The 24349-nt window shown below is 60.3% G+C and carries 23 protein-coding genes; 16 read left to right on the top strand and 7 right to left on the bottom strand.

Annotated elements, in window-relative coordinates; all coding sequences use genetic code 11:
- Positions 1 to 3 precede the first annotated feature (3 nt).
- The 3 genes from F8N12_RS03575 to F8N12_RS03565 are packed head-to-tail and all read left to right on the top strand — an operon-like array spanning position 4 to position 1683.
- A complete protein-coding gene (locus F8N12_RS03575; RefSeq protein WP_150579197.1) occupies positions 4 to 369 on the top strand; it encodes a CidA/LrgA family protein in 366 nt (121 codons plus the stop codon).
- Positions 366 to 1082, top strand: a complete 717-nt coding sequence (locus tag F8N12_RS03570; RefSeq protein ID WP_150579196.1) for an LrgB family protein — start codon at positions 366 to 368, stop codon at positions 1080 to 1082. Before F8N12_RS03575 ends, F8N12_RS03570 begins: the two co-directional genes overlap by 4 nt.
- 10 nt (positions 1083 to 1092) lie before the next feature.
- A complete protein-coding gene (locus tag F8N12_RS03565; RefSeq protein ID WP_150579195.1) occupies positions 1093 to 1683 on the top strand; it encodes an LON peptidase substrate-binding domain-containing protein in 591 nt (196 codons plus the stop codon).
- Between the two features lie 1134 nt (positions 1684 to 2817).
- Here the strand turns inward: F8N12_RS03565 and F8N12_RS03560 are convergent.
- Complete coding sequence (locus F8N12_RS03560) at positions 2818 to 4134, bottom strand: bifunctional DedA family/phosphatase PAP2 family protein (RefSeq protein ID WP_150579194.1); 1317 nt, start codon at positions 4132 to 4134, stop codon at positions 2818 to 2820.
- 348 nt (positions 4135 to 4482) lie between these two features.
- A complete protein-coding gene (locus tag F8N12_RS03555) occupies positions 4483 to 5190 on the bottom strand; it encodes a DNA-3-methyladenine glycosylase (protein ID WP_150579226.1) in 708 nt (235 codons plus the stop codon).
- A 175-nt stretch (positions 5191 to 5365) separates the two neighbouring features.
- On the opposite strand from F8N12_RS03555, the gene F8N12_RS03550 reads away from it, so the two are divergent.
- The 13 genes from F8N12_RS03550 to F8N12_RS03490 all read left to right on the top strand — a co-directional run bounded on the left by F8N12_RS03550 (position 5366) and on the right by F8N12_RS03490 (position 17932).
- The gene (locus F8N12_RS03550; RefSeq protein ID WP_150579193.1) at positions 5366 to 6637 is read left to right on the top strand and encodes a glutamate-5-semialdehyde dehydrogenase; all 1272 of its coding nucleotides are present in this window, start codon (positions 5366 to 5368) and stop codon (positions 6635 to 6637) included.
- A gap of 64 nt (positions 6638 to 6701) precedes the next feature.
- Positions 6702 to 7328 (top strand): nicotinate-nucleotide adenylyltransferase, encoded by a 627-nt coding sequence (nadD, locus tag F8N12_RS03545; protein WP_191623110.1) that lies wholly within the window; start codon positions 6702 to 6704, stop codon positions 7326 to 7328.
- Between the two features lie 72 nt (positions 7329 to 7400).
- Entirely contained in the window at positions 7401 to 7895 is a 495-nt protein-coding gene (gene rsfS, locus F8N12_RS03540; protein WP_045062095.1) for a ribosome silencing factor, read from the top strand.
- A 9-nt stretch (positions 7896 to 7904) separates the two neighbouring features.
- Positions 7905 to 8372: a 23S rRNA (pseudouridine(1915)-N(3))-methyltransferase RlmH gene (rlmH, locus tag F8N12_RS03535; protein ID WP_111454206.1), complete on the top strand. Its 468-nt coding sequence runs from the start codon at positions 7905 to 7907 to the stop codon at positions 8370 to 8372.
- 9 nt (positions 8373 to 8381) lie between these two features.
- Positions 8382 to 10277 (top strand): penicillin-binding protein 2, encoded by a 1896-nt coding sequence (mrdA, locus tag F8N12_RS03530; protein ID WP_150579191.1) that lies wholly within the window; start codon positions 8382 to 8384, stop codon positions 10275 to 10277.
- 31 nt (positions 10278 to 10308) lie between these two features.
- Positions 10309 to 11412 (top strand): rod shape-determining protein RodA, encoded by a 1104-nt coding sequence (gene rodA, locus F8N12_RS03525; RefSeq protein WP_191623109.1) that lies wholly within the window; start codon positions 10309 to 10311, stop codon positions 11410 to 11412.
- 17 nt (positions 11413 to 11429) lie between these two features.
- A complete protein-coding gene (gene mltB, locus F8N12_RS03520) occupies positions 11430 to 12440 on the top strand; it encodes a lytic murein transglycosylase B (protein WP_150579189.1) in 1011 nt (336 codons plus the stop codon).
- The gene (locus F8N12_RS03515) at positions 12440 to 13456 is read left to right on the top strand and encodes a septal ring lytic transglycosylase RlpA family protein (protein ID WP_150579188.1); all 1017 of its coding nucleotides are present in this window, start codon (positions 12440 to 12442) and stop codon (positions 13454 to 13456) included. Before mltB ends, F8N12_RS03515 begins: the two co-directional genes overlap by 1 nt.
- A 180-nt stretch (positions 13457 to 13636) precedes the next feature.
- Entirely contained in the window at positions 13637 to 14794 is a 1158-nt protein-coding gene (locus F8N12_RS03510) for a D-alanyl-D-alanine carboxypeptidase family protein (RefSeq protein ID WP_150579187.1), read from the top strand.
- An 80-nt stretch (positions 14795 to 14874) separates the two neighbouring features.
- Complete coding sequence (locus F8N12_RS03505; RefSeq protein ID WP_008152827.1) at positions 14875 to 15150, top strand: DUF493 domain-containing protein; 276 nt, start codon at positions 14875 to 14877, stop codon at positions 15148 to 15150.
- Positions 15150 to 15797, top strand: a complete 648-nt coding sequence (gene lipB / locus F8N12_RS03500) for a lipoyl(octanoyl) transferase LipB (protein ID WP_150579186.1) — start codon at positions 15150 to 15152, stop codon at positions 15795 to 15797. The genes F8N12_RS03505 and lipB overlap by 1 nt, the downstream gene beginning before the upstream one ends.
- Before the next feature lies 1 nt (position 15798).
- Positions 15799 to 16821 carry a lipoyl synthase gene (gene lipA / locus F8N12_RS03495; RefSeq protein WP_007894397.1) on the top strand — a complete coding sequence of 341 codons (1023 nt, stop codon included), beginning with the start codon at positions 15799 to 15801 and terminating at the stop codon, positions 16819 to 16821.
- Between the two features lie 160 nt (positions 16822 to 16981).
- Positions 16982 to 17932: a S66 peptidase family protein gene (locus F8N12_RS03490; protein WP_150579185.1), complete on the top strand. Its 951-nt coding sequence runs from the start codon at positions 16982 to 16984 to the stop codon at positions 17930 to 17932.
- A 110-nt stretch (positions 17933 to 18042) separates the two neighbouring features.
- On the opposite strand, the gene F8N12_RS03485 is transcribed toward F8N12_RS03490, so the two are convergent.
- The 5 genes from F8N12_RS03485 to leuS form a co-directional block, all read right to left on the bottom strand.
- Entirely contained in the window at positions 18043 to 19365 is a 1323-nt protein-coding gene (locus F8N12_RS03485) for a lytic murein transglycosylase (protein WP_150579184.1), read from the bottom strand.
- A 62-nt stretch (positions 19366 to 19427) separates the two neighbouring features.
- Positions 19428 to 19592, bottom strand: coding sequence for an alternative ribosome rescue factor ArfA (gene arfA / locus F8N12_RS03480; RefSeq protein ID WP_057010124.1), 165 nt, complete (start codon positions 19590 to 19592; stop codon positions 19428 to 19430).
- A gap of 208 nt (positions 19593 to 19800) precedes the next feature.
- Positions 19801 to 20838 carry a DNA polymerase III subunit delta gene (gene holA, locus F8N12_RS03475; RefSeq protein WP_150579183.1) on the bottom strand — a complete coding sequence of 346 codons (1038 nt, stop codon included), beginning with the start codon at positions 20836 to 20838 and terminating at the stop codon, positions 19801 to 19803.
- Positions 20839 to 20877: 39 nt separating this feature from the next.
- The gene (gene lptE / locus F8N12_RS03470; RefSeq protein ID WP_150579182.1) at positions 20878 to 21483 is read right to left on the bottom strand and encodes an LPS assembly lipoprotein LptE; all 606 of its coding nucleotides are present in this window, start codon (positions 21481 to 21483) and stop codon (positions 20878 to 20880) included.
- Positions 21484 to 21571: 88 nt separating this feature from the next.
- On the bottom strand, positions 21572 to 24178 hold the full coding sequence (leuS, locus tag F8N12_RS03465; RefSeq protein ID WP_150579181.1) for a leucine--tRNA ligase: 2607 nt from the start codon (positions 24176 to 24178) through the stop codon (positions 21572 to 21574).
- Positions 24179 to 24349 lie beyond the last annotated feature (171 nt).

Raw genomic sequence — 24349 nt, 5'->3', positions numbered from 1 at the left:
CGGATGCTGTTACGTGGCCTGACCTGGCTGGTGTTGTTCCAATTGCTGGGCACCGCCCTTAATCATTTGTTTGTGCCTGTGTTGCCGGGGCCGATCATTGGTCTGCTGCTGTTGCTCGTGTACCTGATCTGCCGGGGCCAGGTCGGCGAACCGCTCAACCTCGCCGCCAGCAGTTTGCTGCGCTACCTGCCATTGCTGCTGGTGCCACCGGCGGTGGGCGTGATGGTTTACGCCAAGGACATCGCTGCCGATTTCTGGGCGATTGTCGGTGCGCTGGTGTTGTCGCTGTTGCTGTCGATGGCCTTCGCAGGCGTGCTCATGCAGCGCATGATCAAGCGTCACGCGCCTGACTCCGAGGACGCGTCATGATCCTCGACTGGCATGGCGCGTGGACCTCGGTGATTCATCATCCCTTGTTCGGTATCGGCATCACCCTCGGCGCGTATCAGTTGGTGCTGGCAGCCTTCGAGAAAACCCGCTGGATCTTTTTGCAACCGGTGCTGGTCTCCATGTTGTTGGTGATCGCAGTGTTGGTGGGCTGCGGGCTGAGTTATGCCGAATACCGCAAGAGCACAGAGATCCTCAGCATTTTGCTCGGTCCCGCTACGGTGGCATTGGCCGTGCCGCTCTACCTGAACCTGCGGCGGATCCGGCAGTTGTTCTGGCCGATATTTACTACGCTGGTGATAGGCGGGGTAGTCGCCACGGGCATGGGTGTTTTGCTGGGTTGGTCGTTTGGCGCCGAACACATGATTCTGATGACCATGGCGCCCAAGTCGGTGACCTCGCCGATTGCCATGCTGGTGGCCGAGCAGATTGGTGGTGTCGCGGCGCTGGCGGCGGTGTTCGTGCTGATCACCGGGGTAATCGGGGCCATTTTTGGTCCGAGCCTGCTGACTCGGCTTGGGGTGCTCAGCCCTGAAGCGCGCGGTATGGCGCTGGGCATGACTGCCCACGCGGTCGGCACGGCGGTGGCCATGCAGGAAAACGAAGAATGCGGCGCCTTTGCGGCGCTGGCGATGAGTCTGATGGGCGTGGCCACGGCAGTGTTCCTGCCGTTGGCGGTGTCGATGGTGGTGTAAGGAAATGTCTATGAGCATGCCGCTTTTCCCGCTGAATACGGTGCTGTTTCCGGGGTGCATCCTCGATCTGCAGATTTTCGAGGCGCGCTACCTCGACATGATTGGTCGCTGCATGAAACAGGGCAGCGGTTTTGGTGTGGTGTGCATCCTTGAGGGCGAAGAGGTGGGCATCGCGCCGGCCGGTTATGCGCTGGTGGGCTGCGAAGCCGTGATCACCGATTTCAAGCAGCAGGAAAACGGTCTGCTGGGCATCCGCGTGCAAGGTGGGCGGCGTTTTCATGTGTTGCGCACCGAGGTGCAACGTGACCAGTTGACGGTTGCCGAGGTCGAGTGGCTGGAGGATGAGCCCGAGCAGCCGCTGCAGGATGAGGATGCGGACTTGGTCGCACTGCTCAAGGCGTTGGCCGAACACCCGATGGTCGAAGCGCTCAACATGGGCACCGAGGCGACGGGGCAACAGTCATTGGCTAATCAGTTGGCGTACTTGTTGCCGTTTGCTGAAATGGACAAGATTGATCTGCTGCAACTCGACGATCCGCAGCAACGGCTGGATGCGATCCAGGCGTTGCTGGACGAATTGCAGGGCGAGTTGTTCGCCTGACAGCCGCCTGTATTTTCTGTAGCAGCTGCCGAGCCTGCGAGGCTGCGTCCGGCTTTGACTGCCAATAATGACTTGTGAGGACTGCGTCCTCAAACGCAGCCTCGCAGGCTCGGCAGCTGCTACAGGGTTGCAGCGAGGCGAGTACAAGTCTGTGTCAGTAGGAATCACGCAGCATCGCATTGGGCAAGTGCCTCAAACGCAGCCTCTATGCCTGTAGCAGCTGCCGAGCACCGCGAGGCTGCGTCCGGTTCTAGCTGCCAAAAATGACTTGGTGAGGACTGCGTCCTCAAACGCAGTCTCGCAGGCTCGGCAGCTGCTACAGGGTTGCAGCGAGGCGGTTACAGTCTGTGTCAGTAGGAATAACGCAGCATCGCATCGGGCAAGTGCCTCGAATGCAGCCTCTATGCCTGTAGCAGCTGCCGAGCACCGCGAGGCTGCGTCCGGCTTTGACTGCCAAAAATGCCTTGGTGAGGACTGCGTCCTCAAACGCAGCCTCGCAGGCTCGGCAGCTGCTACAGGGTTGCAGCGAGGCGAGTACAGGTCTGTGTCAGTAGGAATCACGCAGCATCGCATCGGGCAAGTGCCTCGAACGCAGCCTCTATGCCTGTAGCAGCTGCCGAGCACCGCGAGGCTGCGTCCGGTTCTAGCTGCCAAAAATGACTTGGTGAGGACTGCGTCCTCAAACGCAGCCTCGCAGGCTCGGCAGCTGCTACAGGGTTGAGGGAGGCGGTTACAGTCTGTGTCAGCAGGAATAACGCAGCATCGCATTGGGCAAGTGCCTCAAACGCAGCCTCTATGCCTGTAGCAGCTGCCGAGCACCGCGAGGCTGCGTCCGGCTTTGACTGCCAAAAATGACTCGGTGAGGACTGCGTCCTCAAACGCAGCCTCGCAGGCTCGGCAGCTGCTACAGGGTTGAGGGAGGCGGTTACAGTCTGTGTCAGTAGGAATCACGCAGCATCGCATTGGGCAAGTGCCTCGAATGCAGCCTCTATGCCTGTAGCAGCTGCCGAGCACCGCGAGGCTGCGTCCGGCTTTGACTGCCAAAAATGACCTGGCGAGGACTGCGTCCTCGAACGCAGCCTCGCAGGCTCGGCAGCTGCTACAGGGTTGTAGCGAGGCGGTTACAGGTCTGTGTCAGTAGGAATAACGCAGCATCGCATTGGGCAAGTGCCGCAGTGCAAAGAAGCTGAACAGCGCCAGCAGTGCCGGCAGAATCAGCCACCAGACCCTGAAGGGCATGGCATTGAGCTGCATCTTGCGCTGATTCAGCCACAGGCTTGCTGCACACACGCACGACGCGAGCATGGCCCCGGCAATGACGTCAGTCGGCCAGTGCGCGCCCAGATAGACGCGGGAAAGCGCAATCATCAACGCTGGAATACATGCAATGAATAACCACGTCAGGCGCATTCTCGGCGGCTGTCCGCGACCGGCCAGCACGGCCAGCGTCAAAAACAGTGCAAAGGCGCCGGAGGCGTGACCGCTGGGCATGCTGAAGGTCGTCAGTGGATCGCTGAGAACTTCCGGGCGCACCCGGGCGAAAAACTGTTTGGTGAACGTGTTGGCCAGAGCGGTCAACAGCAGCGTGCTGCCGGCGAAAACTGCGTGTCGCCATTGCCGCGTCAGCAATAGCAAAGACGTCAGCAATATGCTGAACACGAGCATGTTGCGGAACTCGCCGATCAACGTAAAGGTGACAGCGATTTCATCCAGGGTGGTGCTGCGATGTTCCTGCACCAGTGTCATCACGCCTTGGTCGAGCGCGGTCAGGTGCGGATAGCCGATGAACAGCCCCGCGAGAATCAACACCCCCATGCTGGAGATCAAAATCGTTGCCTTGCGGTGTTGGCGTAAACTGCTGGTTACACTCAAACCGACCATTACCGCGATACTGCCGGCGACAATCCCGGCTTCCATCCAGAAACCTTCCGGAAGTGGCAGGCGAATCGCCGCACCGGTGGCCCAGCCGGGTAACAGATACGCCACGCTCCAACCAGCGGCGGCCAATAGACTGACCGCGGCAAAGCGCGGGAAAGGCATGTCGAACATCCCGGCTACCATTGGTAGCATCGGGCGCAGCGGGCCGATGAAGCGCCCTACCAGCAAGCTGGCGATGCCGTAGCGCTGGAAGTAGGTTTCGGCGCTGCCGATCCACTCCGGATGATGCCGCAGACCGGGCAAACGCCGGATGTTCTGGTGGAAATGGCGACCAATGAAGTAGGAAACAAAGTCGCCGAGTACGCCGGCCACAAATCCCAGCAACAGCGTCTCGCTCAGCGACAGCGCGCCACTGCCGGCCAGCACTGCCACGGCAAACAGCAACACCGTGCCGGGAACGATCAGCCCGGCAATCGCCAGACATTCCACGAAGGCCACAATAAATACTGCCGCAGCCAGCCATTGCGGATTTGCCGCCAGCCATCCGGTCACGCTATCGAGCCATGGGCCCATAAAAACAACTCCATTGAATGTTCAAAATTCCTGGGGAAGAACGCGATCGATAAAACGTCCACCATCCCTTTAGGGGCACCCGTGGCGAGGGGGCTTGCCCCCGTCGGGCTGCGCAGCGGCCCCAAAGTTGCTGATATGCCATAAATGCTTGTGAGTGCTACGCACTCAAACGGGGGCAAGCCCCCTCGCCACAGCAAGCCCTTCACCACAGCGAGCCCCTTTACCACAGCAAGCCCTTCACCAAAGCGAGCCCCTTTACCACAGCAAGCCCTTCACCAAAGCGAGCCCCTTCACCGCAGCGAGCCCTTTACCACAGCAAGCCCCCGCACCACGGAATCTCCTGCAGAGTCAGCCACTGTCAGGAAGCAAAAAATAGTCCCGCCCTTCGACCTGTCCCCGGCGCAGCGGGTTCCTCGTGCAATACGGCGCATACGCCGCGTCGACGAAGCGGTACATCAAGTGCTCGTCGCGGCCCGTCGGAATGCCCAGTCGGGTGGTTTGGATGATTTGAGTCGGTTGCGTGCCGACATCCTCCACCAGCATCCATTCGTGGTCGAAACGTTTCGCATCCCACATTGGCACCTTCAAACCCAACGCCTTGCACAGCAACGTCTGCCCGGCGCAGAGTTTTTGCGACGGGCGAGGGCGGCCCTGGGCATCAGGGTTATTCAGCAGCATCTGGGCCAGACTCGCAGGCCCGCTCAACTCATCGACCCATGGATAGGCGGATTTGATCAGTACTGCGTTGCCCGGGCCCTTGGCGCTGAAGTTCAGCGAATCGCCACCGCGGGCGTAATACATATAGATGTGGCCACCATCCAGAAACAAAGCCTTACGCTTTTCTGTATAGCCGAGCGAAGCGTGGCTGCCTTTTTCTTCGAAGTAATACGCCTCGGTCTCAATGATTCGCGCGCTGAGCCACAGCTCGCCGACCCGGTGCCGAATGACTTTGCCCAGTAGATCACGCGCCAGCAGTTGCGCGTCGCGGTCGAAAAAAGCGTCGGGGAGGCCCATGGGAAGGCGCGTGATAACGGTGGGAACAGTCAGGTTGGACATGATGTACACGTTTATCAAGGCTGATTGAGTCTTGATGATACCAACGCCAAGCTTAATTCCGGCTGAACGTCGGCAAATCGCGATCCATTTCGACCATCCGCCCGTCACTGCTGTTAGTCCCGGGGCGCGGCAGCTATAATCTGCCGCTTTCCTCTTTGCAAGACCACGCCAGACCATGACTGAGTCCGTTCTTGACTACATGACCCGCCTGGGTCGCGCTGCCCGCGAAGCCTCTCGCGTCATTGGCCGTGCCAGCACCGCGCAGAAAAACCGCGCCTTGCAGGCCGCCGCCAATGCGCTGGACGCCGCACGCGCTGAACTTGTCGTGGCCAACGAGCTGGATATGGCGGCCGGTCGCGCCAGTGGTCTGGAACCTGCGTTGCTTGAACGTCTTGCGCTGACGCCGGAGCGGATCGACGGCATGATCGTCGGCTTGCGCCAGGTGGCAGCCTTGCCGGACCCGGTCGGTGCAATCCGCGACATGAGCTTTCGACCGTCGGGCATTCAGGTGGGCAAGATGCGCGTGCCGCTGGGCGTGATCGGGATTATCTACGAATCCCGACCGAATGTGACCATCGATGCTGCCAGCCTGTGCCTCAAGTCCGGCAATGCAACCATCTTGCGTGGCGGCTCTGAAGCCATTCACTCCAATCGCGCTATCGCCGCCTGCATTCAGCGCGGCCTGGCTGAAGCCGATTTGCCGGCGGCCGTGGTCCAGGTTGTCGAAACCACCGACCGCGCCGCCGTCGGCGCGCTCATCACCATGCCTGAATACGTCGATGTCATCGTCCCCCGCGGAGGCCGTGGGCTGATCGAGCGGGTCAGCCGTGACGCACGTGTGCCGGTGATCAAGCATCTGGACGGCATTTGCCATGTCTACGTCAGTGCCAACGCCGAACTGCCAAAAGCACAGCGCATCGCGTTCAACGCGAAGACTTACCGGTATGGCATCTGCGGGGCGATGGAAACGTTGCTGGTGGATCAAGCTGTTGCGAAAGATTTTCTGCCGCCCATGGCCGCCCAGTTTTGCGAAAAAGGTGTTGAGCTGCGCGGTTGCGAGCGTACGCTGGCAATCATCGATGCCAGCGCTGCGACTGAAGAAGACTGGAATACCGAATATCTGGCGCCGATCCTTTCGATTCGCGTGGTTGACGGTCTGGATCACGCCATTGAACACATCAACAGGCATGGCTCGCATCACACCGACTCGATCGTTAGTGAAAACGTCGGCGAGACCCGGCGATTCGTGGCTGAAGTCGATTCCTCGTCGGTGATGATCAACACCCCAACCTGCTTCGCCGATGGCTTCGAATATGGATTGGGTGCCGAGATTGGCATTTCTACTGATAAGCTGCACGCCCGCGGCCCGGTGGGTCTCGAAGGTCTGACCTGCGAGAAATACATTGTGGTCGGAGATGGCCAGTTGCGCGGCCAGGCGTCGGTTTGACTTGAGCGACCTCAATCCGTCAGCGTCGAGCCCTCCCTGCGCCCCTGCGCCACGACGCATCGGCATGCTGGGCGGGACGTTCGATCCGGTGCATATCGGCCATTTGCGTGGCGCGCTGGAAGTTGCCGAATCGCTGGCGCTGGATGAATTACGCCTGACACCGAGTGCGCGGCCGCCTCATCGCGGCACGCCGCAAGTGTCGGCGAAGGACCGACTGGCGATGGTCGAGTGCGCGGTGGCCGGTGTGGCGCCGTTGCGGGTAGACGCACGCGAGTTGCAGCGGGACAAGCCGTCCTACACCATCGATACCCTGGAATTGATGCGTGCCGAAATGGCCTCGCAAGACCAGGTTTTTCTGCTTCTGGGCTGGGACGCATTTTGCGGCCTGCCCACTTGGCACCGCTGGGAAGAGTTGCTCCAGCATTGCCACATCCTGGTGCTGCAACGCCCGGATGCCGACAGCGAACCGCCGGATGCCCTGCGCAACCTGCTGGCAGCGCGCTCGGTGAGCGACCCGCTGGCCCTGAAAGGGCCGAGCGGACAGATTGCATTCGTCTGGCAGACACCGCTCGCGGTATCCGCCACCCAGATCCGTCAACTGCTGGCCAGCGGTAAGTCGGTACGTTTCCTGGTGCCCGACGCGGTCCTGGCCTATATCGATGCGCACGGGCTTTACCGTGCGTCGAACTGAATGGGAGTGCTTCAAGGCACGTGCCACAACGTGTATTGAACCACCCGAACACACGAGCAAAACGAGTTTTATATGACTGACAAAGACGTAGCTAAAGTAAAGCGCAAAGGCACATTCAAGAGCGCACCGCTGCCAGTAGAGGCTCCGACCGGGCCGGAGCTGCGCGGTGAAGAGCTGGTCAAGGTTGCCGTTGCAGCCCTGGAAGACGTAAAAGGCCAGGACATCCAGGTCATCGACGTCCGTGAAAAGCAGAGCATCACTGACTTCATGATCATCGCCACCGGTACATCGAACCGCCAGATCGGCGCGATGCTGGACAAGGTCCGCGAAGCCGTCAAAGCCCTGGGCGTCAAGCCACTGGGCGAAGAAGGCAAGGGCGACAGCGACTGGGTTCTGTTGGACATGGACGACGTCATCGTGCACATGATGACTGCCTCGGCACGCCAGTTCTACGACCTGGAGCGCCTGTGGGCCGGTGCCGAGCAAAGCCGTTCGGCCAGCGCTGCTCACCACAGCCCGGAAAACACCCATGAGCATTTCACCAAGCTCAACAAAGACCAGCAATAAGGGCCCGCTGTGCGACTGCGACTGATCGCCGTCGGTTCACGCATGCCCAAATGGGTGGAAGAAGGCTGGCATGAATATGCCAAGCGTCTTCCGTCCGAGCTGGCGCTGGAACTGGTGGAAATACCGCTCAACACCCGTGGCAAGAACGCTGACGTGGCGCGCTTCATCCGCCAGGAAGGCGAGGCCATGCTGGCCAAGGTCGGGTCGAACGAGCGGGTTGTGACTCTCGAAGTCCACGGCAAGCCCTGGAGCACCGAGCAACTGGCGGTCGAACTCGATCGCTGGCGGCTGGACTCGCGCACGGTCAATTTCATGGTCGGCGGCCCGGAAGGACTGGCGCCGGAAGTCTGTGCCCGCGCTGATCAGCGCTGGTCGCTCTCGCCCTTGACGCTGCCGCACCCGCTGGTGCGGATTCTCATCGGCGAACAGCTGTATCGTGCCTGGACAGTTCTGTCCGGTCACCCCTATCACAAGTAGTTCTGCCTCATGCCCCAGCCGATCCGCATCAAGGACCACGAAAAAGACGCCCGTCTGGTGCGTGGCCGTGTCGTGTTCGGTGCAATTGCAGTGGTGGCGCTGATTTGTGTGCTGATCGCGCGGTTGTATTTTCTTCAGGTGATCCAGTACGAGTATCACTCGACCCTGTCGGAGAACAACCGTGTCCATGTGCAGCCGATTCCGCCAACCCGCGGATTGATTTTCGACCGCAATGGCGTGGTGGTGGCCGACAACCGACCCAGCTTCAGCCTGAGCATGACCCGCGAGCGCTCCGGCGACTGGCAGCAAGTGCTCGACGTGATTGTGGAAGTATTGGAGTTGACCCCGGAAGACCGGGTGATCTTCGAGAAACGCATGCGCCAGGGGCGTCGGCCATTCGAGCCGGTGCCGATCCTGTTCGAATTGACCGAAGAGCAGATCGCCCGAGTCGCCGTGAACCAGTTCCGCCTGCCCGGCGTTGAAGTGGTGGCGCAGTTGGTGCGGCATTATCCGCAGGGCGCGCATTTTGCGCACTCGGTGGGCTACATGGGCCGGATCAACGAGAAAGAGCTGAAGACGCTCGATCCGGTCAACTATAGCGGTACTCACCACATCGGCAAAACCGGCATCGAGCGCTTCTATGAGCCCGAGTTGCACGGCCAGGTGGGTTATGAGGAGGTCGAAACCAACGCTCGAGGCCGCGTTTTGCGGGTGCTCAAACGAACAGATCCGATTCCGGGCAAGGACATCGTCCTGAGCCTGGACATCAAATTGCAGGAAGCCGCCGAAGCCGCGCTGGGCGGACGCCGTGGTGCGGTGGTGGCGCTGGATCCGGCGACCGGTGAAGTACTGGCGATGGTCAGTCAGCCGAGTTTCGATCCGAACCTGTTCGTCACTGGCATCAGCTTCAAGGCCTACGCCGAGCTGCGCGATTCCATCGATCGGCCGCTGTTCAACCGCGTGTTGCGCGGGTTGTACCCGCCAGGTTCGACGATCAAGCCGGCGGTGGCGATCGCCGGGCTGGATGCTGGCGTCGTGACTGCGTCGAGTCGGGTCTACGATCCCGGCTATTACCAATTGCCTAACTACGACCACAAATACCGTAACTGGAACCGTAGCGGCGACGGCTATGTTGACCTCGACACGGCGATCATGCGTTCCAACGACACCTATTTCTACGATCTGGCGCACAAGCTCGGGATTGACCGGTTGTCGGCGTACATGAGCAAGTTCGGCATCGGCCAGAAGGTCTCGCTGGACATGTTCGAGGAGTCCGCAGGGCTGATGCCGACGCGGGAATGGAAGCGCGCGACCCGCCGGCAAGCCTGGTTCCCGGGCGAAACGCTGATTCTGGGGATCGGTCAGGGCTACATGCAGTCGACCCCGCTGCAGTTGGCCCAGGCCACGGCACTGGTGGCGAATAAAGGCATCTGGAATCGACCGCACCTGGCCAAGACAGTCGAAGGTGAGCGGCCAAAGGATGACAACCCGATGCCTGACATCATTCTGCGTGACCCGTCCGACTGGACCAAGGTCAACCACGGCATGCAACAAGTGATGCACGGCGCCCGGGGAACGGCGCGCAAAGCGGCGATCGGCGCGCAATACCGCATTGCCGGCAAAAGCGGTACGGCCCAGGTCGTGGCGATCAAGCAAGGCGAGAAGTACGACCGTTCCAAGGTTCAGGAGCGCCATCGCGACCACGCCCTGTTCGTCGGCTTCGCACCGGCCGACAACCCGAAGATCGTGGTGTCGGTGATGGTCGAGAACGGCGAGTCCGGTTCCGGTGTTGCCGCGCCGGTAGTGCGTCAGATCATGGACGCCTGGCTGCTGGATCAGGAAGGCCACCTCAAGGCCGAATACGCCAGCCCTATCAGTGCGGAGGCTACGGCCCGTGAAGAGTAATTTTGATCGCATCCTCTCCAGCGAGGATGTGATGCGTCGTCGTGCGACGCTGCTGCAACGCCTGCACATCGACGGCCCGTTGCTGATTTTGCTGCTAATGCTGGCCGCCGGCAGCCTGTTCGTTCTTTATTCGGCGAGCGGCAAGAGCTGGGATCTGCTGGCCAAGCAAGCCACATCTTTCGGCATCGGTCTGGTGTCGATGATTGTCATCGCTCAATTCGAGCCGCGCTTCATGGCACGTTGGGTTCCGGTCGGCTATGTAATCGGCGTGCTGCTGCTGGTGGTAGTGGATGTGATGGGCCACAACGCAATGGGCGCCACGCGCTGGATCAACATCCCCGGGGTGATCCGCTTCCAGCCTTCGGAATTCATGAAGATCCTCATGCCGGCGACCATCGCCTGGTACTTGTCCAAGCGCACATTGCCGCCGCAGCTCAAGCACGTCGGCGTCAGTCTGTTCCTGATCGGCCTGCCGTTCATTCTGATCGTGCGCCAACCCGACCTCGGCACTTCGCTGCTGATTCTCGCGGGCGGCGCGTTTGTGCTGTTCATGGGTGGCCTGCGCTGGCGCTGGATCATGAGCGTGCTCGCCGCGACTGTGCCTGTGGCGATCGCCATGTGGTATTTCGTCATGCACGACTACCAGAAGCAGCGCGTACTGACCTTCCTCGACCCGGAAAGCGACCCGCTCGGCACAGGCTGGAACATCATTCAGTCGAAAGCCGCCATCGGTTCCGGCGGCGTATTCGGCAAAGGCTGGTTGCTGGGCACCCAGTCACACCTGGACTTCCTGCCGGAAAGCCACACCGACTTCATTATTGCGGTGCTGGGTGAAGAGTTCGGTCTTGTGGGCATCTGCGCACTGCTGCTGATCTACCTGTTACTGATCGGTCGCGGGTTGGTGATTACCGCCCAGGCCCAGACATTGTTCGGCAAATTGCTCGCCGGAGCGTTGACCATGACGTTTTTTGTTTACGTTTTCGTCAACATCGGTATGGTCAGTGGCCTGTTGCCGGTTGTAGGGGTGCCGTTGCCATTCATTAGCTACGGAGGAACTTCGCTGGTGACGCTACTGTCAGCGTTTGGGGTTTTGATGTCGATCCATACCCATCGTAAGTGGATCGCACAGGTTTGAATAAGGTGAAGAGTTCAATGCAAGCAATGCGTGGCTGGGCGACTCGATATGCGCCGTGGGTCGGCCTGGTGGGCATCCTTGGCACTGCGCGTGAAGCGTCGGCCGGCGATTACGAAGGCTCGCCCCAGGTGGCTGAATTCGTCGGTGAACTGACCCGCGACTATGGTTTTGCCGGTGAACAGCTGATGGGCGTGTTGCGCGAAGCCGAGCGCAAGCAGTCGATTCTCGACGCCATCTCCAGGCCTGCCGAGCGGGTCAAACAGTGGAAAGAATACCGGCCAATGTTCATCACCGACGCGCGCATCGCCCGTGGTGTGGACTTCTGGCGCCAGCACGAAGCGGTGCTGGCCCGGGCCGAACAGGAATACGGCGTACCGGCGCAGGTAATTGTCTCTATCATTGGCGTTGAGACCTTTTTCGGCCGCAATACCGGCAACTTCCGAGTGATCGATGCGTTGTCGACCCTGGGCTTCGACTATCCTCCCCGCGCTGAATTCTTCCGCAAGGAGCTGCGTGAATTCCTCTTGCTGGCTCGCGAAGAACAGGTGGATCCTCTGACGCTCAAAGGCTCTTACGCCGGGGCGATGGGGCTGCCGCAGTTCATGCCGAGCAGCTTCCGCGCCTACGCGGTGGATTTCGACGGTGATGGGCACATCAACATCTGGACCAACCCTGACGATGCCATCGGCAGTGTTGCCAGTTACTTCAAACGTCATGGTTGGGTGGCCGGCGAACCCGTGGTCAGTCGCGCTGATGTACAGGGCGAGCAGGCCGACGAAGGTTTGACCACGGGCATCGAACCGACTAAAACCGTCGGGGAGTTGCGAGCGTTGGGGTGGTCAAGTCATGATGCGCTGCGCGATGATATGCCGGTCACGGCATTCCGCCTGGAAGGTGACAGCGGCCCTGAGAACTGGATGGGCCTGAAGAATTTTTACGCAATCACGCGTTATAACCGCAGCGTGATGTACGCCATGGCCGTACATCAACTGTCTGAACAGCTGGTCCAAGCACGGGGCGTCAAGTAATGCGGGCATTGCCTATGAATCAACCCCTGAAGCTGATGGCGTTCGCCGGCTTGGCGCTGCTGGTTGCCAGCTGTTCGACCAGCCGCTCGCCGACGCCGACAAAGTCTCCTTCAACCGCTGTGCGTGCAACCCCGGGACTGGACATCAACCGCGCTCACAAAGATGGTGCGCCGTGGTGGGACGTCGATGTTTCGCGTATCCCCGATGCCACCCCGACCCTGCACAGCGGTCCTTATAAAGCCAACCCTTACACTGTGCTGGGCAAGACCTACTTCCCGTTGCAGGAATCGAAAACCTACGTGGCATCGGGCACGGCGTCCTGGTACGGCACCAAGTTTCACGGGCAGAACACCGCCAACGGCGAGGTCTATGACCTGTACGGCATGAGTGCCGCCCACAAGACGTTGCCATTGCCCAGTTACGTTCGCGTAACCAATCTGGACAATAACAAGACAGTTGTCCTGCGTGTGAACGACCGTGGCCCGTTCTACTCCGACCGGATCATCGACTTGTCGTACGCCGCCGCGAAGAAACTGGGCTATGCCGAAACCGGTACCGCACGAGTCAAGGTAGAAGGCATTGACCCTCAACAATGGTGGGCCGCCAAAGGGCGCCCGGCACCGTTGATGCTGAACGAACCGAAAATTGCGCAAAATAACGCCCCGGTGCTGACGGCTTCAACCGGCACCGTTGAGCAATGGACGCCGCCGCCGCAGCAGCATGCTGCGGCCGTAGTGCCCGTGCAGATCGATGCAAAAAAAAACGCTTCTGTGCCAGCGTCTGGCCAGTATCTGCAGGTGGGCGCGTTCGCCAACCCGGACGCTGCAGAACTCCTGAGATCGAAGCTCAGCGGGATGGTGAGCGCTCCGGTGTTCATCAGTTCGATCGTGCGTAACCAACAGACCTTGCACCGGGTTCGCCTCGGACCCATCGGCTCGCCGAATGAAATCCAGCAAGTACAGAACAGCGTGCGTCTGGCCAATCTCGGTTCGCCGAGCGTGGTCACCGCCGAGTAATACGTGGTACCTGATTGACGGTTCACTCGCCATTTGGCGGTGAATCTGGTTGTTGGCTCGCTGAAGAACAAAAGCCCGGCCAGGGTTCTGAGTGAACAGCTGAACACGCGATGGCTCTTTAGAAAGTCATCAGATTAGTTTTGCCCCCGGGCAGTTTCCATTAGCGATTTCGAGAGACGGATGAACATCACCACCTTTGCCAAACGCGTTTGCCTGTTAGTCCCGCTGCTCCTCTCGCCTGCCGCCTTCGCGGTCGAGATGATGCCGTCGCCACCTCAACTGGCGGCTAAATCCTACGTGCTCATGGATGCCAGCAGCGGTAACGTGCTGGTCGAGAACAACGGTGACCAGCGTCTGCCACCGGCCAGCCTGACCAAGCTGATGACCGCGTACCTCGCGACCCTGGAAATCCGTCGTGGCCAGATTGGCGAAAACGATCCGGTGACGGTCAGCGAAAACGCCTGGCGTACCGGTGGTTCGCGGATGTTCATCAAAGTCGGCTCGCAGGTCACTGTGAGTGATCTGCTGCACGGCATCATCATTCAGTCGGGTAATGACGCCAGTGTTGCGCTCGCCGAGCACATCGCCGGCAGCGAAGACGCATTCGCCGACATGATGAACAAAACCGTGGCTGACCTGGGCATGACCAACAGTCACTTCATGAACCCGACCGGTCTGCCGAACCCTGAGCACTACTCGTCGGCGCACGACATGGCCGTGCTGGCCCGCGCGATCATCCATGAAGATCCGGCGCATTACGCCATTTACTCGCAGAAAGAATTCTTCTGGAACGGCATCAAGCAGCCTAACCGCAACCTGCTGCTGTGGCGCGACAAGACCGTAGACGGCCTGAAAACCGGCCACACCGAAGAGGCCGGCTACTGCATGGTGTCTTCGGCGGTACGTGATGGCATGCGCCTGATCGCCGTGGTGTTCGGCACCAACAGCGAAGTGGCGCGTGCTTCTGAAACCCAGAAGCTGCTGACCTACGGTTTCCGTTTCTTCGAAACCCAGACCTTTTATCAGAAAGGCACGGAGCTGGCTCAGGCGCAGGTCTGGAAAGGCACCACCAACCAAGTCAAGGCCGGCCTTGCCCAAGACCTGACCATGACCCTGCCGAAGGGTCAGCTGAAGAAGCTTGCCGCCAGCATGACCATGAACCCGCAACTGATTGCACCTATCGCCAAGGGCGACGTGATTGGTAAAGTCGAAGTGAAGCTGGACGAGAAGGTCGTGCACAGCGCCGACCTGATCGCTCTGGATGGCGTCGAGGAGGGTGGTATCTTCCGTCGCATGTGGGATAGCATCCGTCTATTCTTCTACGGCTTGTTCAACTGATTTAGTGTGGACTTGCATGGCCTCGCTCCGGTCCGGAGCGGGGCCATGTCCGTTGCCACGGCTTACGAGGCCGTTACGCCATGACAGACACCGAAGTAAAGGCGCCAAAGATCGAGTTCCCCTGCGCGGATTATCCGATCAAGGTAATCGGCGACACCGGCGTGGGTTTCAAGGACAAGATCATCGCGATCCTTGAGAAACACGCCACCGTAGATCACAAGACCCTGGCCGAGCGTCAGAGTACCAACGGCAAATACACGACTATCCAGCTGCATATCATCGCCACCGGTCAGGAACAGCTGTACGACATAAACAGCGAGTTGCGCGCTACCGGTTTCGTACACATGGTGTTGTGATGTCTGGCACGCTGGGCTTTCGAGAGCTCGGCCAGATGGCTTACGAGCCGGTCTGGCATGCCATGCAACGCTTCACCAACGAACGCGGCAGCGAAGCCGCCGACGAAATCTGGTTGGTCGAGCACCCTCCAGTGTTCACCCAGGGTCAGGCCGGCAAGGCCGAACATTTGCTGCTGCCAGGTGATATACCGGTGGTGCAGGTCGACCGTGGTGGTCAGGTGACTTATCACGGTCCCGGTCAATTAGTGGCCTACCTGTTGCTCGACGTGCGCAAGTTGGGTTTCGGTGTGCGAGAGCTGGTCACTCGTATGGAACATTGCCTGATCGAGCTGTTGGCCAGTTATGGCGTGACGGCGGCGGCCAAGGCAGATGCACCGGGTGTCTACGTTAACGGGGCAAAAATTGCCTCGTTGGGTCTGCGGATCCGCCATGGTTGTTCGTTTCATGGCCTGGCCCTGAATGTGGACATGAACCTGGAACCGTTTCGACGGATTAATCCCTGCGGTTACGCCGGGCTGGCGATGACCCAGCTGAGCGATCACGCAGGATCGATTGAATTTGCCGAGGTAAGTGCCCGGCTGCGTGCGCAGCTCGTCAAACACCTCGACTATGCTGAGCAGACGACCCTCACGGGCGGAATCGACTGATATGACTACTGATGCAGTGCAAACCATGATCCCGACGCTGGATGTTACCGAGCGTCCGGCCCCGCGTGCCAAGGTTGAAGCCGGCGTCAAGCTGCGCGGCGCCGAGAAGGTTGCACGCATCCCGGTGAAGATCATCCCGACCACCGAACTGCCGAAGAAACCCGACTGGATCCGCGTGCGTATTCCGGTTTCGCCGGAGGTCGACCGCATCAAGGCGCTGCTGCGCAAACACAAACTGCACAGCGTGTGCGAGGAAGCGTCCTGCCCGAACCTGGGCGAATGCTTCTCCGGCGGCACCGCGACGTTCATGATCATGGGCGACATTTGCACCCGTCGCTGCCCGTTCTGCGACGTCGGTCACGGTCGTCCGAAACCGTTGGACGTCAACGAGCCGCAAAGCCTCGCCATCGCGATTGCCGATCTCAAGCTCAAGTACGTAGTGATCACTTCGGTTGACCGCGACGACTTGCGTGACGGCGGTGCGCAGCACTTTGCCGACTGCATCCGCGAGATCCGCAAGCTGTCGCCAAACGTACAGCTCGAAACCCTGGTCCCCGATTACCGTGGACGCATGGACGTCGCGCTGGAAATCACTGCCGCCGAGCCGCCTGACGTCTTCAACCACAACCTGGAAACCGTGCCACGCCTCTACAAGGCAGCGCGTCCGGGCTCGGACTACCAGTGGTCGCTGACCCTGCTGCAACGCTTCAAGCAGATGATGCCGCACATTCCGACCAAATCCGGCCTGATGCTGGGTCTGGGCGAAACCGACGAAGAAGTCATCGAAGTCATGAAGCGCATGCGTGAGCACGACATCGATATGCTGACCCTAGGCCAGTACCTGCAGCCTTCGCGCAGTCACCTGCCGGTCCAGCGTTTTGTGCACCCGGATACCTTCGCCTGGTTCGCCGAGGAAGGTTACAAGATGGGCTTCAAAAACGTCGCGTCCGGTCCGCTGGTGCGTTCTTCGTACCACGCTGATGAGCAGGCGAAGCTGGTCAAGGCGGAATTGATGTCGTCCTGATTAAAATGCCCGCCAGGTCATTTCAACCTGGCGGGTTTTTTTGTGGTGCCTACAACCACTGCTGTACTTTCCTGCAACTTGCGGGGTGCGTGATCCTCTTCTGTTTGTCCCCGTTCCTGACTACTGTGTGCATGACGCTATCGCACAGGGAGATTCATGGATGACTGTCCGACCGACCCATACCCTTTGTCCGCACACGCCAGTTCCAGCCTTGCCGTCGGAGGGCTTGATCGGCGTGATTGCGCCTGCCGGCCCCGCGGCGCTGGACACTGAAAAAGCCTTAGCCTGGATGCGGGCCCGCGGCTACGCCCTGCGGATTTTCCCCGGTGTGTACGAAGCGGATGGCTACCTCGCCGGCAGCGACGATGTGCGTCTCAATGATCTTCATGCGGCTTTCGAGGACTGTGAGGTCGATGCAATCATCTGCCTGCGCGGTGGCTACGGCACTCCGCGTTTGCTCGACCGTATCGATTTCGGGCTGCTGCAGAACAATGCCAAGCCGTTCATAGGCTACAGCGACATCACCGCCCTGCACCTGGCGATCAGTCGTTATGCGGGGTTCGTGACGTTTCACGGGCCACTGCTAAACGCCGATTTGTTGGGCAACCGGCAGAAACCTACGCAAGCCTCGTTTTTCAATATGCTCAGAGGGCAGATGAAGGCGGGCAGTCTGTTGGCCCATCCGGTGGCGTGGCCGTTGACCACCATCGAACCGGGCATCGCTCACGGGCGTTTGCTCGGCGGCAATCTGTCGATGATCGCCGCGACCATGGGCACGCCTTATGAGATGGATGCGGAAGGCGTGATCCTGTTCTTCGAGGACATCAATGAGCCGTTGTACCGAATCGACCGCCTGCTAACCCATCTGCGACTCGCTGGCACACTGGGCAAGCTGCGCGGGGTGCTGGTGGGGGATGTGGCGGGAGTGGATGCGGCAGCGCTCGAGCGGTTGCTCAAGCAGACGTTCGAACCGCTGCGAATACCGGTGCTGGCCGGTTGGCGCAGTGGGCATTGTGATCCGAACCTTACGTTGCCGATGGGCGCGTTGGTACGGTTGGATGCGGGGAACAAAGAGTTGGTGCTGGAGCAGGATGTGGTGATCATGGCTTAGGCATTCATCGCCTGACAGTCAGACTTCGCGAGCAGGCTCGCTCCCACATTCGACCATGTCCCCCTGAGAGAACACGGTCACCTGTGGGAGCGAGCCTGCTCGCGAAGCTTTTAGCGGTTGCGAAGGCCTTCCAGCAACTTATGAGTCGGATAGCCATCTGCCGGCCAGCCGAACGATTGCTGCGCGCTACGGATCGCTTTGCGCGTGTTGGCGCCGATGATTCCGTCGGCGGTGCCCGCGTCGTACTGCTGAGCGCTGAGGAGGGTTTGCAGCTCGATACGTTCGGTACGGCTAAGCGGCATATCATCTTTCGGCCACGTGCCACTGATCAAACCGCCGCCGCTGAAACGCTCGGACAACAGGGCTACCGCCAGCGCATAGGACGACGAGTTGTTGTACTTGAGAATCGCGCGGAAGTTGTCGAGGACCAAAAACGCCGGGCCACGATGACCCGCTGGCAGCAACAGCGCTGCAGACAGGTTTTCCGACCCAGCGGGAGGCTGGGCTCCATTGGGCAGCGTCACGCCCAGCTGGCGCCATTCGGCAACGCTCTTGCGGATCGTGCCGTCGGCCAGTACGTAATCGAAGCCGCCTGGCAGTTTGACTTCGAAACCCCACGGTTGCCCACGTTGCCAGCCCGAGCTTTGCAAATAATGCGCGGTGGACGCCAGCGCATCGGCAGGGCTGCCCCAGATGTCGCGGCGGCCGTCACCATCGAAGTCGACGGCGTGGGTGTTGTACGTGGTCGGAATGAACTGGGTTTGCCCCATGGCGCCGGCCCAGGAACCGAGCATCTTCTCCGGTTCGATATCGCCCTGTTGCAGGATTTGCAGCGCTGCAATCAATTGCGCATGAGCAAACCCTGGACGCCGGCCCTCGTAGGCCAGGGTCGCCAGGGAATTGATCACCGACTTGCTGCCCTGAAACTGGCCAAAGTTGCTCTCCATACCCCACACGGACACCAGGGCCTGACGATCCACGCCGTAGCGCTGTTCAATGCTCTGCAGGACATCGGCGTACTGGTTTACCAGCGCCTGGCCCTTGCGTACTCGCAGCGGCGACAGCGCACCGTCGAGGTATTCCCACACCGGTCGGGAAAATTCCGGCTGGCTGCGGTCGGCACGAATCACGCTGTCGTCCACGCTGACACTGGCGAAGGCGCGGTCGAACAGGTCGGCGCGAATGCCGGCAGCCAGGGCGTCCTTGCGGAAACCGGCCTGCCATTCGGCGAAGGTCTGGGTCGGCTGAAGGTTGAGGTCGTCACCGGTCGGCACCACGGGCGGAATTACCGCAGGAGCGGTCGCGACGGGAAGGGTCTGGAGCGGTTGAGCGTCGGCGGCGGTTGGTTTTTCCGCGCAGGCGACAAGCAGAATGAGGCTGGAGGCGGCGATCAATTGGCGCACTGGCCAACGACGGGAAATACTAAGGGGCATGCACGGGTCCAGGGAGTACGAATCAGGTACAGACCTTAACATGTTGCGCGATGGCTTGCCTTTCAGGCCGCCAGAAAGTAAGAAGCCTCCCAGCTGTCAGACTGGAAGGCTTCGCGGCGGTAGCTGCCTTTGCCCTTGCCGGCGCGTTCCTGACGGCTGCGGAACAGTGGCTGGGCGATGATGGACTTGGCCTTGTTGGGGCCATTTTTGGATGGCTTTTTGCTCATGAGCGGTTCTCTCGATTGAGTGGGTTTTTGCGCGGAAAATGATCTGCCGAAGTTGAGGTTCTGTCTATAGGACAGTTGCAGGTAGGTTTCGTAGGACGCAACGATCGCAGCCTCGTTTCACTCGACAGCTCCTACAAAGGAACGCGCCAAAGGAACGTGACCATCTTGTAGGAGCTGTCGAGTGAAACGAGGCTGCGATCTTTTGATCTTATTCAGCAGGCAACGTCAATCTCTGACCCGCCATCAACAGCGCCAACCGACTCAGGCTCATCCACGGTGAACCCGCCGCCTGGCCCTTGATCTGCGCGTCGATGCGCTGAGCTTCCAGCAATAGCTGCGCCCAGCGTGGCGCTGAATATCGTTGCAGGGCTTTGCTCATCAGCGGCCTGCGTTTATCCCAGACCGGCGGCCGCGCCGAGCTGAAGGCTTTATCCAGTGGCACACCCTGACTGTATTGTAGTGACAGGTTGGCCAGCAGTCGCAATTCCCGCGCCAGCGCCCAGAGGATCACCGGTGGCTCGACGCCTTCACCGCGCAACCCCTCAAGCATGCGCAGGGCATGTGCCGCCTCACCGTTGAGGATCGCGTCAGTCAGGCCGAAAACATCGAAGCGCGCACTGTCGGCCACTGCCGCTTGCACGGTTTCAACGGTGATCTGGCCACCTTCGGCCATCAGCTTGAGTTTTTCGATTTCCTGAGCGGCGGCCAGCAAATTGCCTTCGACTCGCGCGGCAATCAATTCCACTGCATCCTGGCTGGCAGAAAGCCCTGCCTGAGACAGTCGCTGGCGGATCCAGCTCGGCAGCTGGTTGGCATCGACCGGCCAGATCTGCACAAACTGGGTGTGCTGACCTTCGACCAGCGCCTTGCCCCATTTGGTTTTTTGCGCACTGCCATCGAGCTTCGGCAAGCTGATGAGCAGCACCGTGTCCTCAGCCGGTCGCGAACAGTATTCGATGAAGGCCGCAGCACCTTTGTCACCCGGTTTGCCAGACGGCAGACGCAGTTCCAGCAGGCGTTTTTCGGCGAACAGCGACATGCTCGCCCCGGCTTGCAGCAGCGTCCCCCAGTCGAAACTGGCGTCAGCGGCAAATACCTGGCGTTCGTCGAAGCCCTGCTGCCGGGCGGCGCTGCGAATAGCGTCGGCGGCTTCCTGGCACAACAGCGGGTCATCGCCACTGATGATGTAGACCGGCGCGAGGACGCCTTGCAGGTGTTTGCCGAGTTGAGCGGGGGCAAGTTTCATAAGAGAGGGCAAGCGGGGCGCCTGAGCGCCCCGCAAGTCTTATTGCTGCGGCAGTTCGACAGGCGACTGGCGCGGTGTTTCCGCTTCAGCCTTCTGCGCTGCTTCAAGTGCGTCGGCGTCGGCTTTGGCCCGAGCTGCGGCAGTTTGCTGCAATTGATCCAGTTGAGTCGGCGTCAACTGTTGCAGGCGCAGCATCATGCGCTGGATCAGCTCGCGACGGATTTCCTTGCGGACGTCGCTCGCTTCCTGATCGGAACCCACGAGGTTGTTGCCGTCGTGGATAAAGACCTTCTGCACTTCAAGCTTGTCGCTCAACAGCGGCAGATTGCTCTCGCCACGTATGTCGTAGCTGAGCACCGTGCTCACCTGGTACTCGCCAGTACGACCGGCGCCGGCGTAGCTGAGAATGCGCTGTGATTCCTGCTCATCGGTCAGCACCAGCTTGTATGGCGCGCCGGTGTAGACCTTGACGCCGCTGCTTTCGAGCATGGTGCGCAGCTGCCTGACGGTATCGCCGTAGGCATTGCGGGCGCTCAGGTCGAGGTCCTTGATCGCCAGTTCGGTAGTGCCGGTGCCGCGCAGCTGAAAACCGCAGGCGCTCAACAGGACCGCGAGGCCCATCACCAGCAAGTTGCGTTTGATCATCTTGTTGCTCCCCTTGAAACCAGGTGGGCCGACCGTGCGGCCCGAAAGGTTTTACTCGGCGCCAGGTATCACCCGGTGCCTGCTCCAATTAGCTGGCGACGATATTGACCAGTTTCCCGGGCACTACGATCACTTTACGAATAGTCAGGCCGTCGACAAAACGCAGCACGTTGTCGTTGGCCCGCGCGGCGGCTTCGACTTCTTCACGGCTGGCGCTGGCCGGCATTTCGATGTGGCCGCGCAGCTTGCCGTTCACCTGGATGACAAGCTGCAGGGTGTCCTGCACCAGTGCGCTTTCGTCCAGCGCCGGCCAGCCTGCGTCGATCACCGGCTCAGCATGGCCCAGTTGTTTCCAAAGCTCGTGGCTGATGTGCGGTGTAATCGGTGCCAGCAGCAAGACCACGCTTTCCAGACCTTCGTGGATCAGTGCGCGATCCTGCCCGGTGGCTTGCGAAGCCTTTTCCAGCACGTTCATCAACGTCATCACCTGAGCGATGGCGGTGTTGAATTTATGGTTCTGGCCAACATCGTGGCTGGCCTGCTTGATGGCCTGATGGATAGAACGTCGAACGGCTTTTTGCTCATCGTTCAGGCCCGCGACGTTGAGAGTCCCCGGCAGGCCCTGAGTAACGTGCCCTTGCGCCAGACGCCAGACGCGCTTGAGGAAACGGTGCGAGCCTTCGACGCCGGAGTCGGACCATTCCGCGCTCATGTCGGGTGGCGAGGCGAACATCATGAACAGGCGGCAGGTGTCTGCGCCGAACTGATCAATCATCGACTGTGGGTCGACGCCGTTGTTCTTCGACTTGGCCATCTTCTCGGTGCCGCCGATTTCCACCGGCAGGCCGTCCGCGATCAGCTTGGCGCTGATGACCTTGGCCTTGCTGTCGCGTTCGAGTTCGACGTCCGCCGGGTTGAACCAGGTGTAGGCGCCGTTGGCTTCGCGACGATAGTACGTCTCGGCGATCACCATGCCCTGGGTCAGCAGGTTCTTGAACGGCTCGTTGGAGCTCACCAGGCCTTCGTCGCGCATCAGCTTGTGGAAGAAGCGCGCGTAGAGCAGGTGAAGAATCGCGTGCTCGATACCGCCGATGTACTGATCCACCGGCAGCCAGTGGTCGGCCGCCGATTTCTCGACGAGGCCACCTTCATAGTGCGGCGAGGCGTAACGGGCGTAGTACCACGAGGACTCGACGAAGGTGTCCATCGTGTCGGTTTCACGTTTGGACGGTGCACCGCATTTCGGGCAGTTGCACTCGTAGAATTCGGGCATGCGCGCCAGTGGCGAACCTGCGCCGTCCGGCACCACGTCTTCCGGCAACACCACGGGCAGCTGATCTTCCGGGACCGGCACATCACCGCAGGCGGTGCAGTGGATGATCGGGATCGGGCAGCCCCAGTAGCGCTGACGGCTGATGCCCCAGTCGCGCAGACGGAACTGGGTGCGTGAGGCACCGAGTTCTTTCTTGATCAGCGCAACTTCCATGGCGTCGAAAGCGCCTGCGAAGTCGAGGCCGTCGAATTCGCCGGAGTTGATCAGTGTGCCGTGTTCGCCGTACGCGTCCTGCCAGGGTGCCGGGTTGGTGTCACCGGAACTGGTGCGAACCACGGACTTGATCGGCAGGTTGTACTTGGTGGCGAACTCGAAATCGCGCTCGTCGTGAGCCGGTACTGCCATTACGGCGCCGTCGCCGTAATGCATCAGCACATAGTTGGCTACCCAAACCGGCAGCTTCTCGCCGGTCAGCGGATGTTCGACGAACAGCGAGGTCGGCAGGCCTTTTTTCTCTTGAGTGGCGACGTCGGCTTCAGCGACGCTTCCGCCCTTGCATTCAGCGATGAACGCCTGCAGCTCTGGATTGTTCTGTGCCGCCAGGGTGGCCAGTGGGTGTTCAGCGGCCACGGCAACATAGGTCGCGCCCATCAGGGTGTCCGGACGGGTGGTGAAGACTTTCAGTGCACCGGCTTCGCCGATGGAGTCGACGTGGTACGGGAACTGCACTTCCATGCCGCGGGATTTGCCGATCCAGTTGCGCTGCATGGTCTTGACCTGTTCAGGCCAGCCCGTCAGCTCGTCGAGGCTCTCCAGCAGTTCATCCGCGTAGGCGGTGATCTTGAAGTAGTACATCGGGATTTCGCGCTTTTCGATCAGCGCGCCGGAACGCCAGCCGCGTCCGTCGATCACTTGCTCGTTGGCGAGGACGGTCTGGTCGACCGGGTCCCAGTTCACGGTGCCGCTTTTCTTGTAGATCACGCCTTTTTCGAACAGGCGAGTGAACAGCCATTGTTCCCAGCGGTAGTAATCCGGCTTGCAGGTGGTCACTTCGCGCGACCAGTCCACCGCCAACCCCAGGCTGCGCAGTTGGGTCTTCATATAGGCGATGTTTTCGTAGGTCCATTTGGCGGGCGCTACGTTGTTTTTCATTGCGGCGTTTTCCGCCGGCATGCCAAAGGCGTCCCAACCCATGGGTTGCAGAACGTTCTTGCCGAGCATGCGCTGATAGCGCGAGATCACGTCGCCAATGGTGTAGTTACGCACATGCCCCATGTGTAGCTTGCCGCTGGGGTAAGGGAACATCGACAGGCAGTAGAAGGTTTCCTTGCCTGGCTGTTCACTGACTTCAAAGGACTTTTGCTCGTCCCAGAACGACTGGGCGGCGGCTTCGATTTCACGGGGCTGATATTGTTCGTGCATGGCTACTTTTGAACTGAATAGGGGGGCCTAATCCTCTTCAATGCGACGCTGGACGCTGATCACGCCAAATCGGCGTTTCGCTGCCCAGGCGAGCTGGAAGTGGAGTTACAGGAAGCGCCGTAGCATACATGACCGCGCTCTACGGAGGGAAACCCTGATTAGCGCAGCAGA

The sequence above is a fragment of the Pseudomonas fluorescens genome (assembly GCF_902497625.1).
GTDB classification, from domain to species: Bacteria; Pseudomonadota; Gammaproteobacteria; order Pseudomonadales; family Pseudomonadaceae; genus Aquipseudomonas; species Aquipseudomonas fluorescens_BQ.
The sequence above is the reverse complement of the archived record's forward strand: the minus strand, read 5'-3'. Positions and strand labels throughout refer to the sequence as shown.